This is a genomic window from Actinokineospora sp. PR83 (genome assembly GCF_021056305.1).
In the GTDB taxonomy this organism is placed as follows: Bacteria; Actinomycetota; Actinomycetes; order Mycobacteriales; family Pseudonocardiaceae; genus Actinokineospora; species Actinokineospora spheciospongiae.
The window spans coordinates 115,080-131,053 of sequence record NZ_JAJCXD010000079.1; the positions used below are offsets into that span (position 1 = coordinate 115,080).

Sequence of the window (15,974 nt, forward strand, 5' to 3'; positions counted from 1 at the left end):
CCCCATCCCCCGATCGGGTCATTGCGCGAACCCCAGTCGCCTGCCCGCCAGCATGGTCATGATCTCGTCGGTCCCGCCGCCGATGCCGAGGATGCGGATGTCGCGGTAGTGCCGCTCCACCTCGGACTCGCGCATGTAGCCGAGCCCGCCGAAGAGCTGCACCGCCTCGCGCACGACCCACTCCCCCGCTTCCACGGCGGTGTTCTTGGCGAAGCAGACCTCGGCGATGACGTCCTCGCCCGCCAGGTGCCGCAGGGCGACGTCGCGCGCGTAGACCCGCGCCACGTCGATGCGGCGGGCCATTTCCGTGAGGGTGTTCTGCACGGCTTGCCGGGAGATCAGCGGCCTGCCGAACGTCGAGCGGAGCCTGCACCACTCCAGCGACAGGTCCAGCGCCCGCTGGGCCGTCGCGTACGCCTGCACGGCGAGGGTCAGCCGCTCGGCCACGAAGTTCTGCGCGATCTGGACGAACCCGGTGTTCTCCGCCCCCACCAGGTTGGACACCGGCACCCGGCAGTCCACGTAGGACAACTCGGCGGTGTCGGAGCAGTGCCAGCCCATCTTCTCCAGCTTGCGGCTGACCGCGAACCCGGGCGTGCCCTTCTCCACCACCAGCAGCGACACCCCGTGCGCGCCGGGGCCGCCGGTCCGCACCGCCGTGGTCACGAAGTCGGCCCGCACGCCGGAGGTGATGTAGGTCTTGGCCCCGTTGACGACGAAGTGGTCGCCGTCGCGGACCGCGGTGGTGCGGATGCCCGCCACGTCGGAGCCGCCGTCGGGCTCGGTGATCGCCAGCGACCCGATCAGGTCGCCCGCGAGCGTCGGCCGCACCCACCGCCCGACCTGCTCCGGATCGGCGGCCGCGGCCAGGTGCGGCACAGCGATCCCGCAGGTCAGCAGGGACGCGATGAGCCCGCCGGACGCACCTGCGTAGTGCATCTCCTCGACCACGACCATGGCGTCGACCAGCGACCCGCCCTCGCCGCCGACCGCCTCCGGGAAGGCGATGCCGAGCAGGCCGAGCGCGGCGGCGGACTTGTGCAGCGACCGGGGCAGCTCACCCGCGCGCTCCCAGTCGTCGAGGTGCGGCAGCACCTCGCTGGTCGTGAAGCCGCGCACGGTCGCCCGCAGCTCACGGCGTTCAGCGGTGTCGAACGGGTTCACAGGAACGCCTCCGGGACGTCGACGACGCGGGACCGCAGCCACTCGCCGAGCGCCTTGGCCTGCGGGTCGAACCGCGTCGAGGCGGCGACGCCCTGGCCGAGGACCCCGCGCACGAGGAAGTTCACCGCGTTCAGGTTGGGGAAGGGGTGGCGCTCGACGTCGAGGCCCCGGGTCTCCGGGAGGAGTTCCCGGAGGCGGTCGGTGGTCAGCTCACCGAGCAGCCAGGCGAAGGCCTCGGGCTTGCGCACCCACACCCCGAGGTTGGCGTCCCCGCCCTTGTCGCCGGAGCGCGCGCCGATGACGTGGCCCAGCGGGACCGCGCGGGTGGGGCCGTACTCGGCTGTCGAGGCGGGGTAGTCGATGGAGCGCGGTTCGACCCTTGTGGCTTCGCCCCAGGGGATGGTCTTGCGCTCCCCGGCGATGACCGCGACCGCTGCCACCTCGGATCGGTCCACGTAGTCCGCGCGGTAGACACCCACCGGGGTTCCGTCAGCGGGTGGGGCGGTGAGCGTGAAGCCGGGGTAGCTGGCGAGGGCGAGTTCCACCGTCGCGCGGGAGAACGCCTTGGCGCGTTGGGGGTCCGGCGTGCGGATGGTGGCGTGCAGGAAAGCGCTTGCGGTCTCTTCGGTGTCCGCGTCGGGGTGGTCGGTGCGGGCGAGGGTCCAGTGCAGGCCCTCCGCGCCGACGGCGGTTTCGAGCTGGCGGCGGGCCAGGGCGGCCTTGGCCTCGACGTCGAGGCCGCAGAGCACGAAGGTCGCGCTGTTGCGGAAGCCGTCGAGGGTGTTGACGCAGACCTTGACCGTCTCCGGTGGCGGCGAGCCCTGCACCCCGCTGATGCGCACACGGTCCGGGCCGTCGGCGGCCAGGGTGATCGTGTCGAACCTGGTCGTGACGTCCGGCCCCAGGTAGTCCGGTCCCTGGATCTCGTAGAGCAGTTGCGCGGTGACCGTCTCGACGGTGACCGCTCCCCCGGTGCCCGGGTGCTTGGTGATGACCGCGGACCCGTCCTCGGCGATCTCGGCGATGGGGAAACCGGCGTGGCCCAGGTCGTCGAGTTCGGTGAAGAAGGAGAAGTTCCCGCCGGTCGCCTGGGTGCCGCACTCGATGACGTGCCCGGCGACGGTGGCGCCCGCGAGCCGGTCGAGGTCGCCGGGCGCCCAGCCGTGGTGGGCCGCGGCGGGGCCGACGACCAGGGAGGCGTCGGTGACGCGGCCGGTGACGACGACGTCCGCCCCGGCGTTCAGGCACTCGGCGATGCCCCAGGCGCCGAGGTAGGCGTTGGCGGTCAGCGCGCCGTCGAGGCCGAGTTCGGCGGCGCGCGGCAGCAGGTCGTCGCCCTCGACGTGGGCGACGGTGATGTCGAGGCCCAGCCGCGCGGCCAGGGCGCGGACCGCGTCGGCGAGCCCGGCCGGGTTGAGGCCACCCGCGTTCGAGACGATCTTGACCCGGCGCTCGACCGCGGTGCCCAGGGAGTCCTCCAACTGGCGGAGGAAGGTCTTGGCGTAGCCGCCCGCGGGGTCCTTGAGGCGCTGGCGGCCGAGGATGAGCATGGTCAGCTCGGCCAGGTAGTCGCCGGTCAGGACGTCGAGGTCGCCGCCGGTGAGCATCTCGCGGACGGCGCTGAGGCGGTCGCCGTAGAAGCCGGAGGCGTTGCCGATGCGGATCACCGGGTCACCCCTGCCTGGCGGGGCCTGCCGTCACCGGGTGGGCCTGCGAACGCCTGGGCGATGCCGAGCCACTCCTCGGCCGCGCCGGTGGCTTCGAGCGCGGTGTCGGCCCGGTGGACGCGTTGGGTCACGAGCAGGCAGAAGTCGAGGGCGGGGCCGGTGACCGCGGCTTCCGCTTCGGCCGGGCCCCAGGTCCAGAGGTCACCGCTCGGGGAGGTCAGCTCCACCCGGAAGGCAGCGGTGGGGACGGGCTTCTGCCGGACCAGGTAGGCGAAGTCGCGGGTGCGGACTCCCAGGTGGGCGACGTGCCGGATCCGGTCGGTGGTCGGTTTGCGGACCCCGAGGGCGTCGGCGACGTCGGTGCTGTGCGCCCAGGTCTCCATCAGGCGCGCGGTCGCCATGGAGGCCGGGCTCATGGGCGGGCCGTACCAGGGGAGCTTGACGCCGCCGGGGGTGGCGGCGAGGGCGTTGTGGAGGGCCGTGCGGCGTTCGCGCCAGTGGTGGAGGAGGTCGCGCGGGGATCGCCGGGCACCGTCCTCTGCGCCCTGGTCGACGAAGCGCTGGGGGTCGGGGTCGGACGTGAGGGCCTCGACGATCTCGGCCTGGAAGGCGGCGGCGTCGGTGGTGGCGAGCAGGGCGCGTTCGTCGGTCCAGGCCAGGTGCGCGACCTGGTGGGCGACGGTCCAGTCGGGGGCGGGGGTGGGGGTGCGCCAGGCCGGTTCGGGGAGGTCCGCGAGCCAGGAGTCCAGTTCGTCGCCTTCGGCGCGGAGGTCTGTGAGGAGGGAGCTGAGGTCGACCACGGGTTCACCGTGGCACGGGGTGAGGGGATTATCAAGCATTCGTGCTTGATTGTTTTTGGGGTGGGGTCGTCGGGCAGCAGAAGGCGGGTGGGCGGGGCAGCTCGTCCCGGGGGCGGTTCGACGCTGGGGTTCACCAGGCTGCGCGCTTCAGGTGTCGGGTCTGCTGAAGGCGACCGGGCGGGTCAGTCTCGAAACCGGGGGTCTTCGGCCCGCTCGGCGCAGTCGGACGGGGACGGGGTGCCGATCACCCGTTTTTGTCGGTGTCGGTGTGCGGGCTGCCCACCGGTTTGGACTGGGAAGAGCCCCGCTGCCTCAGGTACACGCTGAACACGACCATCGAGCCGATGGCCAGGAACTCCGACTGCCAGTTCTGCAGCGACCGGTTCCAGAAGTCCGATGACCCCGCGTACTCCCACCAGGTCACGGTGTCCTGGAAGTTGACCAGTTGGTCGTTGTTGTAGGCGCTGCGCCCGGCGACGGACTGCGCGCCCCACGAACCCAGGAACAGCGCCAGCATCACCAGGCCCAGCGAGTTGGAGTACACCCTGGTGCGCCACCCGCCCGCCTTGGCCCACGGCGGGGACCCTTCCTCGACGTGCTCGCCCGACAACTGCTGCTCGTCAGTCTCCCTGCCACGCCGGTCGAAGGGCTTCGACTCCGTCGACCCCCGCTGCGTCAGCCACACGGTGGCGAAGACGAACAGGACGAATTGGAGGTACTCCGACTGCCAGTTCTCCGCGACGTCAACAGCGAAGTCCGACGACACCACGTACTGCCCGAGGCCGATCGGGTCACCGCCGTCGGCGAGCCTGCGCTGGTTGAGGTCGGCGTTGCCCGCGAACGCCTGGCCGACCAGTGCCGCCAGGAACAGCAGGCCGAAGACCAAGCCGAGACCGTTGTCGCGCAGGAACCGCTTCATATCCCCACCCACCCGATCGCGGTGAAGCACACCAGCAGGGCCAGTACGCCCACGAGGTAGGCGTAGAACATCCCACGCCGCATCACCGCCCACCCACCTCGCACTCGTACGGGCGGTCACCACCGGGTTCGCACCCGGCGCCCGAGATGCGCCACCCGACCGCCAGTTCCCGCAGGAAAAACACCCCGCTCGCGGTGCGCACCCGGGCCGCGTCACCCCACACCTCGACCTGCTCCACCTCGCCGCCGGTGATCCCCAACGCGCCGCAGTCGGCGTCCTCGCGGGCTTCGTCGGTCAGCAGTTCACAGGCTCGTGCCGCATCGCCCCCGGCGACCGCGGACAGGAAGTCGCCCGCCGCCCGCCGCACCAGGTCTTCGGCGCCCGAACCGCACCCGCCCAGCAGCAACAGCGCGGACAGCAGCACTGCTGGACGCGATGTCGGACGACGGTCCCTCACCGACACGAACTCCTCTCAGTGCACGACTTCCCCGCGTCATCGAATGGCTCACCGCGCACCGGTGGAGAGGATCGACCACCGTTCGGTCCTCGATGGACATATTACCGCTCGAACACGCGAATCCGCGACACAGCACCCGGCACCGGTCACACCTACGACCTCTGGTTCCGCTCCCCACGCCGCACGATGGCGATGACCGGCAACGGTGCAGAGCCCGGAGACCGTGCTTGCGGTGCCCGGGTGGGTGGTTGCCGGGGCGGTGGGTTCGGTGCTGGTCGACGGGGTTCGTGGTTCGGGGGCTCGGTGGTCAGGCGCGGAGGTCGCCGTGGGTGCGGTGCCAGGGGGTGACGGGGTCCAGGGATTGGGTGAGTTCCTCGGTGAAGATGGCCAGCTTGTGGGCGACGACCTCCTCGCCCAGCAGGGTGGGGGCGAGTTTGGAGGTGGCGAGGCGGTGTTGGGCTTCCCAGGGGGTTCGGGCGAGGTCGCCCTGGATGCGGCCTTCGGGTGGGGGGTCGAGGCGGTCGGTGATGCCGGAGAGACCTGCGGCGAGGAGGGCGGCGACGACCTGGTGGGGCTGGGCATCGGCGCCCGCGAAGCGGGCTTCCAGGCGGAGGTTGGGACCCTGCCCCGCCAGGCGGACCGCAGTGGTGCGGTTGTCGGTGCCCCAGCTCACCTGGCGGGGGGAGAACGGAGCCGTGCGGAGTCTGACGTAGGAGTTCCAGGTGGGGGCCCAGAACGCCGTCAGGTCCGGGGCGGCCCGGAGGACGCCCGCCAGGAAGTGGCCGAAGAGGGTGGACATCTCCGTGGGGCGGGCTCCCGCGCCCAAGGGGGCGCCGCCGGGGTCGTTCAGGGAGACGTGCACGTGGCAGGAGCTGCCGGTATTGGGGGCCTCCGCGGCGAGGTAGCCCGCTCGGACGCCCACTGCGGCTGCGGCGGCTCGAACGGCCAGTTGTTGGAGCATGGCGTCGTCGCAGGCGGCGAGGGGGTCTCGGTGGCGGAGGACGTACTCGTACTGGGCGGGGTGGACTTCGCCCCGGGCGGACTCCAGGCCGAGGTCCAGTTCGTCGAGTGCCGTGTCCACTGCGGACAGGACGGTGCGCAGCGGGGTGAGCGCGTGGACCGCGTAGTCGAGGCCGGTGGTGGTGAGCGGGGTTCCCCCGGGGGTGGTGAAGGTGACCTCGTGCTCGATGCCGACGGACGGGACGACACCGACCTGCTCCAGGGCGGCCAACCGGTCGCGCAGGGTGGTGCGGGGGGCTTCCGGGATGGGCCGGCCGTCGGGCCACTCGACGTCGCAGACCACCAGCCAGGTGGCGGGGCGGCCGGGGGCCGGGGCGAGGGTGGCGAGGTCGGGGCGGAGGCGGAGGTCGCCGTAGCCGCCGAGGAACTGGTCGACGGCGGGGGCGTTGATGACCTCGCGCTCGGCGTTGGTGCCGAACAGGTAGGCGCACATGCCGTAGCCGCCGGGCAGGACGGAGTCGACGAAGAAGGGGGCGCCCAGTTCGACCGCGTCGAAGCGGGCGTGCGGGTCGGGGACGAGGCAGACGACGCGGCGGATGCTGCCGTCGGCGACCGCGTCGCGGAGCCTGCCTGCGAGGGCGGAGGCCTTGCGGGCGCGGTCGGCGAGTGGGCGGGGGCCGACCGGGCGGCGGTGGTCCAGCAGGGTCATCGGGCGGTCTCCGGGTGGGGCGGGCACGGGGGCCGCGCGTCCACTGTGGTCGACGGGGGACGGTTCACCAGGCGCCCTGGGGGTCAGGGGCGGCGAGGGGGTTCAGGGCGCGGCCGGAGCGGACGTCGAACTCGTCGTCTCGGTCGATCTTGTCGAAGCCCTGGCCCGCGAGGTGTTCGCGGTTGAGGCAGACGCGTTCGACGTCGGGGGCGAACAGGCCGCAGGCGTCGAAGCGGGCGGTGGTGGCCGGGTGTGCGTCGCGGTAGGCGGCGACGATCTCGCGGACGTGGGACCACAGGCGGGGGCGGGGGTAGTCCAGGTCGTCGTAGAGGATTTCGGCGAGGAACCTCAGTTGGCCCGCGAAGACGGAGCTGAACAGCGACTGCACCAGGAGGTGGGCGGGCCAGCGGAGCATGTCCGCCGCGGCGGCGGCGCCGAGCAGTTCGTAGGCCGGGAGTTGCTCGTCGAGCAGGTCCACGCCCTGGGCGAAGTCCTTGATGGCCACGCGCAGGGGTACCCCCTTCTCATCCGTGATGAGGATGAGGTTCTGGCCGTGGGGGCAGAAGCCGACGCCGTGTTCCAGGAGCCAGTGCAGCAGCGGGGTCAGCGCGAGGTCGAGGGTGCGGCGCAGCCACTCGTCGGCGGTGCGGCCGGAGGAGGTGATCAGGTGGGCGATGACCGACTCGCCGTCGGGACCCCGGTAGGGCAGTGCGGCGAACGACAGGGCCCGCTCCCCCGGTGCCAGGCGGGTGCGGATCGGTTCCCGCCACAGCGCGCCCAGGGTTTCGTGGAACCGGTACGGCAGTTCCTCGACCGCGCCGAACAGCGGGTGCCGCACCGACACGCTGGCCACCTCGCCGAGCAGGTCGAAGCGGTACTCGTCGCGCAGCAGCGGGTCGGACTCGTGGACGGTGCGCAGCCAGGTGGTGACCTCCGGCGCGGCCAGGGTCGCCGCCGAGGCCAGACCCCGGTAGACGAGGGTGTTGCGGACCGACACCGCCGTCTTGACGTCGCGGCGGACGGGGTCGGTGGTGTTGGCCAGGGTCCGCACGGTCTGGTGCGGCCGGTAGCGGTCACGGCTCTCCCCCACCGGGACGACCACACCGGTGGCCACCTCGGCCGCGTAGAGGGTGCCGACGACCTCGTCCGCCTGCCACGGGTGGACCGGGACCAGCACGTAGTCCTGCGGGGAGTCCAGCTTGGCGCGGAACTCGGCGAGCAGTTCGGCGCCGAGTTCGTCGGTGAGCAGGCTGTCGGCGGTGAGGCCGTCGACGCAGCGGAAGGCGGCGTGGTCGCGGTGCACGGCCAGCCACGGCAGGGCGAACGTGCGCCCCGACTCGGGGGCGTAGCGGTCGCGGTCGGTGGCGGAGAAGCCGACGCGGCCCTTGTTGAGCACGATGCGGGGGTGGCCGGTGAGGTGGCTGTCGGCGGTGTCGTAGTCGAGGGCGAGCAGTTCCGCCGCGGTGACCGAGCGGTCGAGGCGGGCGGCCTCGTTGGCGACGGTGGCGGTCAGCTCGGCCAGCACGTCGGCCAGCCGCAGCCCGGTGAGGCCCAGTTCGGCGCGGGCGTCGACGACGAGCGTGCGCGGGTCGTCGGCGGGGGCGCCGTCGCGGGTGGCGCTGCCCGCGCGGACCGACCAGGACTCGAAGGCGCCCGGTCGGGCGGCGAACCGGTAGACGGCGCCGCCCGCGAGGTCGAGCCGCCAGGGGCGGTGACCGCGGTCGTCCGGTTCGCCGTCGGGCACCGGGCGCAGCAGGCCCTCGTAGCTGAGTTCGCCGAGCGCCTTGTGGGTCACCAGTGACCCGGCCTCGCGCCACGCCGTCACGTCGCACTCCCCTCGGTTGTCCGGTCCCCAGTGAACCCGAAAGTGGTGTAGGCCGTGCGCTCCGGGAGTCGGTGCACGACCCGTCCGCAGACCGAGTTCAGGATCGTCGCCGCCCGCCACGCGGCCAACCCCAGGTCCGGGGCGCCCACCCCGTGGGTGTGGCGTTCGGCGTTCTGCGCGTAGAGGCGGCCGGTCACCCCGGGGCGCACCGCGACCCGGTAGTCGCCGTCCACGACGAGCCTGCCCTCGTCGTCGTAGGCGGGCAGGTCACCGAGGAGCCCGCCCAGGTCGCGTTCCGCGTAACCCGTGGCGCACACGACCTCGGTGGTGCGCAGTGAGCTGGTCGTCCCCGCGTCGACGTGTCGCAGCCGCAGCTCCACCCCGTCGGGCGCCGCGGTCGCCGCCACGACCTCGACGCCGGGGGCGAGGGTGGCGTCGGGCCAGCCGCCGCCGACCGTGCGCCGGTACAGCTCGTCGTGGATCTCGTCGATGGTCTCGGCGCTGATCGCCTTGTAGAGCTGCCACTGCGCGGGCACCAGGGCGGCGCGGACCGGTCCGGCGAGGCCGCGGAAGTAGCGGGTGTAGTCCGGGGTGAACTGCTCCAGCCCCAGCTTGGAGTACTCCATCGGCGCGAAGGCCCTGGTCCTGGTCAGCCAGCGCACCGCGCCCCGGCGGCGGCGGAGCAGGTCGAGGAACACCTCCGCGCCCGACTGCCCGGAGCCGATGACGGTGACGTCGTCGGCGTCGACCAACCGGTCACGGGCGGCGAGGTACTGCGCGGAGTGGGTCACGCGGTCCAGTCCCCGTAGTGGTTCCGGGAGGACAGGGCCGGTTCCCACGCCCAGGACGACCGAGCGCGCGAGAACCCGCTCACCGGCCACATCGAGCACGAACGCCCCTTCGGCGTCGGACCACCGGACGGAGCCCACCGGGCTGTCGAACCGGCAGGGCAACCGGCGCGCGGCCCACCGGCAGTAGTCGTCGTACTCCGCGCGCGGGATGTGGAACTTCTCGGCGAAGTAGAACGGGAACAGGCGGTCGTGCGCGCGCAGGTAGCTCAGGAACGACAGCGGGTGCGCGGGCTCGACCAGGCTGACCAGGTCGGCCAGGAACGGGACCTGGAGCGTCGTCCCGTCGATCATCATCCCCGGGTGCCACCGGAACCCGGGTTCGCGCTCGAAGAAGGCGGTCGACAGCCCGTCGACCCCGTCGGCGAGCGCGGCCAGCGACAGGTTGAACGGGCCGACGCCGATGCCCGCGAGGTCGAGCGGGGTCATCCCGCCCGCCCGGCGACGAGGTCCAGCAGCGGCGCGTAGTCCTCGACCGCGGTGTGCGGGTGCAGCAGCGTCAGCTTGAGCCACAGCTCGCCGTCGACCTGGGCCCGGCCGAGCACGGCGGTGCCCGAGCGCAGCAGGTCGCGGCGGATCTCGGCGACCTGGGCGTCGGGGGCGTCGACCGGCCGGAACAGGACCGTCGACAGCGTCGGCTCCGCCCACAGCCGCAGCCGGGGGTGGGCGCGGACGGCACCGGCGACGGCGGTGGCGGTGTCGCAGCAGTGGTCGACCAGGGCGCCCACCCCGGAGCGGCCCAGCGCGCGCAGCGTGACGGCGATCTTGAACGCGTCCGGGCGGCGGGAGGTGCGCAGCGAGCGGCCGAGCAGGTCGGGCAGGCCGGCCTCGGCGTCGTCGTCGGCGCTGAGGTAGTCGGCGCTGGTGCTCAGCGCGCGCAGGACCTCGGAGTCGGCGCAGACGAGCAGGCCCGCCGCGATCGGCTGCCAGCCGAACTTGTGCAGGTCGAGGGCGACGGAATCGGCCTGGTCGAGTGCGGGCAGGGACCGGCGGTCGCTGAACAGCAGCGCGCCCGCGTAGGCGGCGTCGACGTGCAGCCACGCCCCGGCCGCGCGGGCGCTGGTGGCGATCTCGGGCAGCGGGTCGATGGCGCCGGTGTTGGTGGTCCCCAGGGTGGCCACGACCACGGCCGGGCCCGCGATCCGCGCCAGCGCGGCGTCGAGCGCGGCCGGATCGATCCGGTCGCCCACGCAGTCGACCGGCACCGGCTCGGCCAGCCCCAGCAGCCACGCCGCGCGGGCGACGCTGTGGTGGGCGTTGCGCCCGCAGACGACGGTCACCGGCCCCAGGGCCTCCCTGGCGAGCAGCAGGGCGATCAGGTTCGACTCGGTGCCGCCGGTGGTGACCAGCGCGTCCGGCGCGGGGGCCGCCGGGTGGCAGAGCCGGGCCAGTCCCCTGGTCAGCTCGCCCTCCAGCTCGCTGGCCACCGGCGCCTGGTCCCAGGAGTCCATCGACGGGTTGAGCACGCTGGCCACCAGGTCGGCCGCGGCGGCCACGGCCAGCGGCGGGCAGTGCAGGTGCGCCGCGCACCACGGGTCGGCCGGGTCGGCTGACCCGGCGGCGAACCGCCTGGTCAGCGCGGCCAGCGCGGCGACCGCGCCGACCCCGGTGGCGGGCACCGGGTCGTCGGCGACGGCCAGCGCCGCGGGTCCGCCCGCGGGCACCGGCCCGCCGCGCTGGCGAGCCCCCTCGGCCAGGGCATCCAGCGCCACCGACACCAGGGCGCGCACCGCGTCCGGCGCGGCCAGGGCCGCGGGCTCGTAGGTCATCTGACCCCTTCGACGTCGACAAGTGAGGCAACCCTTACCGACAATACGAGTGGATCACCCCCCGGCGATGGTGACGTGCCCCGCAGCCCGCGACGGGTTCAGAAGCCGCCCTCGGCCGCCGCCACCGCGTGCCGCAGCAGCAATGCCGTGGTCACCGGCCCGACACCGCCCGGCACCGGGGACAGCCCGCCCGCCACCCCGTCGACCGACGCCGCCTCGACGTCGCCGACGAGCGACCCGTCGGCCGCGGTGTTCGTGCCCACATCGATCACGACCGCGCCCGGCGACACGTGCTCGACGGTCACGAAGTCCGCCCGCCCGATGGCCACGACCAGCACCTCGGCTGTGCGCGCGACCGCCGGGAGGTCCACGGTTCGCGAGTGCGTCACGGTCACCGTGGCGTCGGCGCGCAGCAGCAACTGCGCCACGGGCTTGCCGACCACGGCGCTGCGCCCGATGACGACCGCGCGCTTGCCGCTGAGCGGCACACCGTGGTGGGCCAGCAGCTCCAGGCACGCCTCGGCGGTGGCCGGGGCGAACGCCGGGGTGCCGATGACCAGGTTGCCCGCGCTGACCGGGCTCGCCCCGTCGATGTCCTTGGCGGCCGGGATGAGGTGCGCCAGGTCGGTGAGGGAAACGCCCTCGGGCAGCGGCGTCTGGAGGATGATGCCGTGCGTGTCGTCGTCGGCGGCCAGCTCGGTCAGCGTGGCCGCGATGGCGTCCGCGGTGGGGTCGTCCACGGTGTGGATGACCGCGCGGACCCCGACCTTCTCGGCGGCCTTGACGATCGACCGCACGTACCAGAGCGTGCCGTCGTCGTCGGTGGCCACGACGATGGCCAGCGCCGGGGTGACCCCGGAGGCGGTGAGCTTCGCGGCGCGCTCGGCGACGTCCGCGCGGATGGCGGTGGCGAGTGCCTTGCCGCTCAGGTTCTCAGCCACGCAGACCCTCCCGGACGCGCTCGACGATCCCGCGGGCGCGCTCGATCGCCCCGGTCAGCTCGGTGACCCTGGCGCGCAGCCCCTCGGCGACCTCGGTGTCCTTGATCGAGGCCACGTTGATCTCGATGTTGACGATTGCGGACTCCAGCGCGGCGGCGGCGCTGGAGGCGGCCACGGCCACGTCGGAGACGACGTTGGGGTTGCCCCGCTCGACCAGGCCGTCGGCCAGCTCGACGATCCGGGTGGCGACCCGGCCGACCTCGGCGGGCGGCTCGGCCGCGCCGCGCAGCGCGGCCTGGATCGCGGTGCGGCGGGCGGCCTTGTCCTCGTCGGTGGCGCGGGGCAGGCCGTAGGCGGCGCCGACCGCGGCGAACGCCTCGGCGTCGGCGTCGGCCAGGGCGAGGGCCTGCTCGCGCAGCAGGTCGGACTCGGCCTTGACGGCCAGCATGTCGGCTTCGCGGTCGGCCCACTTGCCCCCGGTGGTGTACGAGCTCACCATGCCGACCAGCGAGGCGCCGGTCGCGGCCAGCAGCGCGGCCGCGCCGCCCCCGCCGGGCGTGGGGGTACGATCCCCGAGTTCGGCGAGCCACGAGCCGATAGTCGAATCCTTCATGGCCCGGATAGTAACCGGGCTCGCCGATCGGGAGACGCGTGCGGGAGCGGCGGTGCTGAGGTCCCTGGACGAGGCCGTGGCCGAGCTGTACCGGTTCGTCCCGGGCAGTGCCGCGCTGCGCGTCGGCTACTCCCTCGACCGGCTGCGGTCCTTCCTCGACGACGTCGGCGCACCGCAGGACCGGCTGCGGGTCGTGCACGTGGCGGGGACCTCCGGCAAGACCTCCACCGCCTACTTCACCCGCGCCATGCTGCACGAGGCCGGAGTGCGGACGGGGTTGACCGTGTCGCCGCACATCACCTCGATCACCGAGCGGGTGCAGGTCGACGGGGAACCGCTGCCGGAGCCGGTTTTCCTGGAGCTGCTGGACCGGTTCCTGCCGAAGGTCACCGGTCCGCTGACCTACTTCGAGGTGCTGGTCGCCTTCGCCTACTGGGCGTTCGCCGAGCTGGAGGTGGACGTCGCGGTGGTCGAGACCGGCCTCGGCGGCCTGCTCGACGGGACCAACACCGCCACCCGGGCCGACAAGGTGTGCGCGATCGGCGACATCGGCCTCGACCACACCGAGGTCCTCGGCGAGACGCTGCCGGAGATCGCCGCGCAGAAGGCCGGGATCATCCACCCCGGCAACACCGCGCTGCTGCTGGCGCAGGACCCGGTGGCGATGGCCGTCGTGCGCGGGCACGCCGACCGGGTGGGCGCGGAGCTGACCGTGGTGCACGACGAGGGACCCGCCGACCTGCCGCTGTTCCAGCGCCGCAACTGGTCCCTGGCCAGGGCCGCGACGTCGGCGGTCCTGGGCCGGGCGGTGACGCCGTCGGCGCTGGTGTCCGCGCAACCGCCGGGGCGGCTGGAGCAGTACGGCGACCTGGTGCTCGACGGCGCGCACAACCCGCAGAAGCTCGACGCGCTGCGGGAGAGCCTGGCCGAGCGCGGGGTGACCTCGGCCGCGGTCCTGGCCAACCTGCTGGTGTCACCCCCGGCGAAGCTGGACGCCGCCCTGCTGGCGCTGCGCCCGCTGGCGGCCCACCTGGTGGTCCCGGAGTTCACCGTGCTGGGCGACCTGCCGAAGCGCTCCGTGCCCGCCGCGGAGCTGGCCGAGCGGGCCACCGCGCTGGGGTTCACCTCGGTCGAGGTGTGCCCCGGGCTGCCGGGGGCGCTGGCCGTGCTGCGGGCCCGGCCGGAGCCGACGCACCTGGTCACCGGGTCGCTCTACCTGGTCAGCCAGGTGCGGGCGCTGCTGTCGGACCCCGGGCAAGCGCTCTAGCGCTTCGGACAGGAAGATCGGCTGGGGCGACCACTTGTCTCATGTGGACGAACTGGCGACCCGGCGGGCCGTGCCACCCGCGCACGACCACCACCGCCGGGGTTACCACGCGGTAGGGTCGGCCTCGACGGTTCGGACGAGGAGGTCGTTATGGCTCGGTGGGGTATCACGTTGCCGCTGACCGGGGTGCCGCTGGCCGCGCACCGCGAGCTGGTCAAGGAGCTGCCGGACCTCGGGTACACCGACGCCTGGACGGCCGAGACGGCGGGCACCGACGCGTTCACCCCGCTGGCGCTGGCCGCCGAGTGGGCACCGGAGCTGCGGCTGGGCACCGCCATCGTCCCGGTCTACACCCGCGGTCCCGGGCTGCTGGCGATGAGCGCGGCCACCATCGCCGAGCTGGCCCCCGGCCGGTTCGCGCTGGGGATCGGCACCTCGTCGCCGACGATCGTGCAGGGGTGGAACGCCGCCGAGTTCACCGAGCCGTTCAAGCGGACCCGGGACACGCTGCGGTTCCTGCGCGCGGCCCTGGCCGGGGAGAAGGTCAGCGCCGAGTACGACACCTTCGCCGTGTCGAAGTTCCGGCTGGAGCGCCCGCCCGCCACCGCGCCGGAGATCCTGCTCGCCGCGCTGCGGCCGGGGATGCTGCGGCTGGCCGCGCGCGAGGCCGACGGCGCGATCACCAACTGGCTGGGCGCGCGCGACGTGCCGAGGGTGCGCGCCGAGATGGGGTCGGACGCCGAGCTGGTGGCCAGGGTGTTCGTCTGCCCGACCGAGGACGCCGAGGCGGCGCGCGGGCTGGGCAGGCTACTGATCAGCAGCTACCTGACCGTCCCCGCCTACGCCGCCTTCCACGACTGGCTCGGCCGCGGTGAGCTGCTGCGCCCGATGCACGAGGCGTGGGCGGCGGGCGACCGCAAGGCCGCCAACGCGGCCATCCCCGACGAGGTGGTCGACGACCTGGTCGTGCACGGGTCGCCGGAGAGCTGCCGGGAGCAGGTCCAGTCCTACGTGGACAACGGGCTGACCACCCCGGTCATCGCCGTGCTGCCCACCGCGGCCGACCCGGCCGACATGGTGCGGGCGCTGGCGCCGAAGTAACCGGCTCTCACGCTGGATTTCAAGTCCTGCAACCATTCCACCATCTGCGGCGGTTGCTTCGCGGCCCGCGAGTGCCCATTGTGGCCGCATGAGTGAACGACTGTCCGCGCGGATGCGGGCGCTCGCCACCGAGCTGACCACGCTGCGGGTCCGCTCCGGGCTGACCACCCGGGGCGCCGCCCGGCGGCTGGGCATCTCCTCGGCGAGCCTCAACCGCACCGAGAACGCCAAGCGCGAGGCCTCCACCGAGGAACTGGGCGGCATGCTGGCCGTCTACGGCGCCACCACCGACGACCGCAGGGCGGTGCTGGAACTGGCGGGTGAACTCCCCGTCCCCGGCTGGCTGGGGATGGCGCCGGACCCGGCCGCGCTGGCCCGGTTCGAGGCGCAGGCGACCACGATCGTCGACTTCGCCCCGACCTCGGTGCCCGGGCTGCTGCAGACCGCCCAGTACGCCCGGGCCGCGCAGGCGCAGAGCATGGAGTTCGGCACCGCGCTGGAGCAGCGGGTGCGCGCCAGGGTGGGGCGGCAGGCGGTGCTGTCGAAGCTGTCCGCGCCGGAGTACGTGGCGTTCCTGGACGAGGCCGTGCTGCGCAGGCCGGTGGGCGGCGGGGTGGCGATGGCCGCGCAGATCCGGTGGCTGATCAGCCGGGCGCGGCAGTCCAACGTGACCGTCCGGGTGGTGCCGTTCCGCCACGGCGGCTACCGCAACCCGGGGCGGTTCGCGGTGCTGCGCTTCCGCAAGTCGTCCCCGCTGGTCTACCTGGAGCACGAGGGCTCCTCGGGGTTCCTGGACGCCCCCGAGCACGTCGAGCTGTTCACCGCGATCACCGCCACCATCGCCTCGGCGGCGCTCGACCATATCGATTCGGTGAACTTGATGACCCGGATCGCGGCCGATCACGACCGGAGCTGAAACGACGGCGGCGGGGAA

14 protein-coding genes are annotated in these 15,974 nt (G+C 73.4%); 3 read left to right on the forward strand and 11 right to left on the reverse strand.

Going from position 1 to position 15,974, the window contains the following annotated elements; translation table 11 throughout:
* Window positions 1-18: 18 nt before the first annotated feature.
* The 11 genes from L6E12_RS26355 to L6E12_RS26405 form a co-directional block, all read right to left on the reverse strand.
* Window positions 19-1,164, reverse strand: coding sequence for an acyl-CoA dehydrogenase family protein (locus tag L6E12_RS26355; RefSeq protein WP_236230600.1), 1,146 nt, complete (start codon window positions 1,162-1,164; stop codon window positions 19-21).
* Window positions 1,161-2,831: an acyclic terpene utilization AtuA family protein gene (locus L6E12_RS26360; RefSeq protein WP_308075325.1), complete on the reverse strand. Its 1,671-nt coding sequence runs from the start codon at window positions 2,829-2,831 to the stop codon at window positions 1,161-1,163. Before L6E12_RS26360 ends, L6E12_RS26355 begins: the two co-directional genes overlap by 4 nt.
* Window positions 2,828-3,631, reverse strand: a complete 804-nt coding sequence (locus L6E12_RS26365; protein ID WP_236230601.1) for a TIGR03084 family metal-binding protein — start codon at window positions 3,629-3,631, stop codon at window positions 2,828-2,830. Before L6E12_RS26365 ends, L6E12_RS26360 begins: the two co-directional genes overlap by 4 nt.
* Before the next feature lie 244 nt (window positions 3,632-3,875).
* On the reverse strand, window positions 3,876-4,550 hold the full coding sequence (locus L6E12_RS26370; protein ID WP_236230602.1) for a DUF6766 family protein: 675 nt from the start codon (window positions 4,548-4,550) through the stop codon (window positions 3,876-3,878).
* An 82-nt stretch (window positions 4,551-4,632) separates the two neighbouring features.
* Complete coding sequence (locus L6E12_RS26375; protein ID WP_236230603.1) at window positions 4,633-4,974, reverse strand: hypothetical protein; 342 nt, start codon at window positions 4,972-4,974, stop codon at window positions 4,633-4,635.
* 340 nt (window positions 4,975-5,314) lie between these two features.
* Window positions 5,315-6,676: a glutamine synthetase gene (locus L6E12_RS26380; RefSeq protein ID WP_236230604.1), complete on the reverse strand. Its 1,362-nt coding sequence runs from the start codon at window positions 6,674-6,676 to the stop codon at window positions 5,315-5,317.
* Between the two features lie 64 nt (window positions 6,677-6,740).
* Window positions 6,741-8,501: an IucA/IucC family siderophore biosynthesis protein gene (locus L6E12_RS26385; RefSeq protein WP_236230605.1), complete on the reverse strand. Its 1,761-nt coding sequence runs from the start codon at window positions 8,499-8,501 to the stop codon at window positions 6,741-6,743.
* Entirely contained in the window at window positions 8,498-9,778 is a 1,281-nt protein-coding gene (locus L6E12_RS26390) for a lysine N(6)-hydroxylase/L-ornithine N(5)-oxygenase family protein (RefSeq protein ID WP_236230606.1), read from the reverse strand. Before L6E12_RS26390 ends, L6E12_RS26385 begins: the two co-directional genes overlap by 4 nt.
* A complete protein-coding gene (locus L6E12_RS26395) occupies window positions 9,775-11,118 on the reverse strand; it encodes an aminotransferase class V-fold PLP-dependent enzyme (RefSeq protein ID WP_236230607.1) in 1,344 nt (447 codons plus the stop codon). The genes L6E12_RS26390 and L6E12_RS26395 overlap by 4 nt, the downstream gene beginning before the upstream one ends.
* A gap of 98 nt (window positions 11,119-11,216) precedes the next feature.
* Complete coding sequence (locus L6E12_RS26400; protein ID WP_236230608.1) at window positions 11,217-12,059, reverse strand: bifunctional 5,10-methylenetetrahydrofolate dehydrogenase/5,10-methenyltetrahydrofolate cyclohydrolase; 843 nt, start codon at window positions 12,057-12,059, stop codon at window positions 11,217-11,219.
* Window positions 12,052-12,672: a cyclodeaminase/cyclohydrolase family protein gene (locus L6E12_RS26405; protein ID WP_236230609.1), complete on the reverse strand. Its 621-nt coding sequence runs from the start codon at window positions 12,670-12,672 to the stop codon at window positions 12,052-12,054. Before L6E12_RS26405 ends, L6E12_RS26400 begins: the two co-directional genes overlap by 8 nt.
* A gap of 52 nt (window positions 12,673-12,724) precedes the next feature.
* On the opposite strand from L6E12_RS26405, the gene L6E12_RS26410 reads away from it, so the two are divergent.
* From L6E12_RS26410 to L6E12_RS26420, 3 genes are all read left to right on the forward strand, one after another.
* Window positions 12,725-13,939 (forward strand): folylpolyglutamate synthase/dihydrofolate synthase family protein, encoded by a 1,215-nt coding sequence (locus tag L6E12_RS26410; RefSeq protein ID WP_236230610.1) that lies wholly within the window; start codon window positions 12,725-12,727, stop codon window positions 13,937-13,939.
* A gap of 150 nt (window positions 13,940-14,089) precedes the next feature.
* Complete coding sequence (locus L6E12_RS26415; protein WP_236230611.1) at window positions 14,090-15,040, forward strand: LLM class F420-dependent oxidoreductase; 951 nt, start codon at window positions 14,090-14,092, stop codon at window positions 15,038-15,040.
* A gap of 88 nt (window positions 15,041-15,128) precedes the next feature.
* Window positions 15,129-15,956, forward strand: coding sequence for a helix-turn-helix transcriptional regulator (locus L6E12_RS26420; RefSeq protein WP_236230612.1), 828 nt, complete (start codon window positions 15,129-15,131; stop codon window positions 15,954-15,956).
* Window positions 15,957-15,974: the final 18 nt, after the last annotated feature.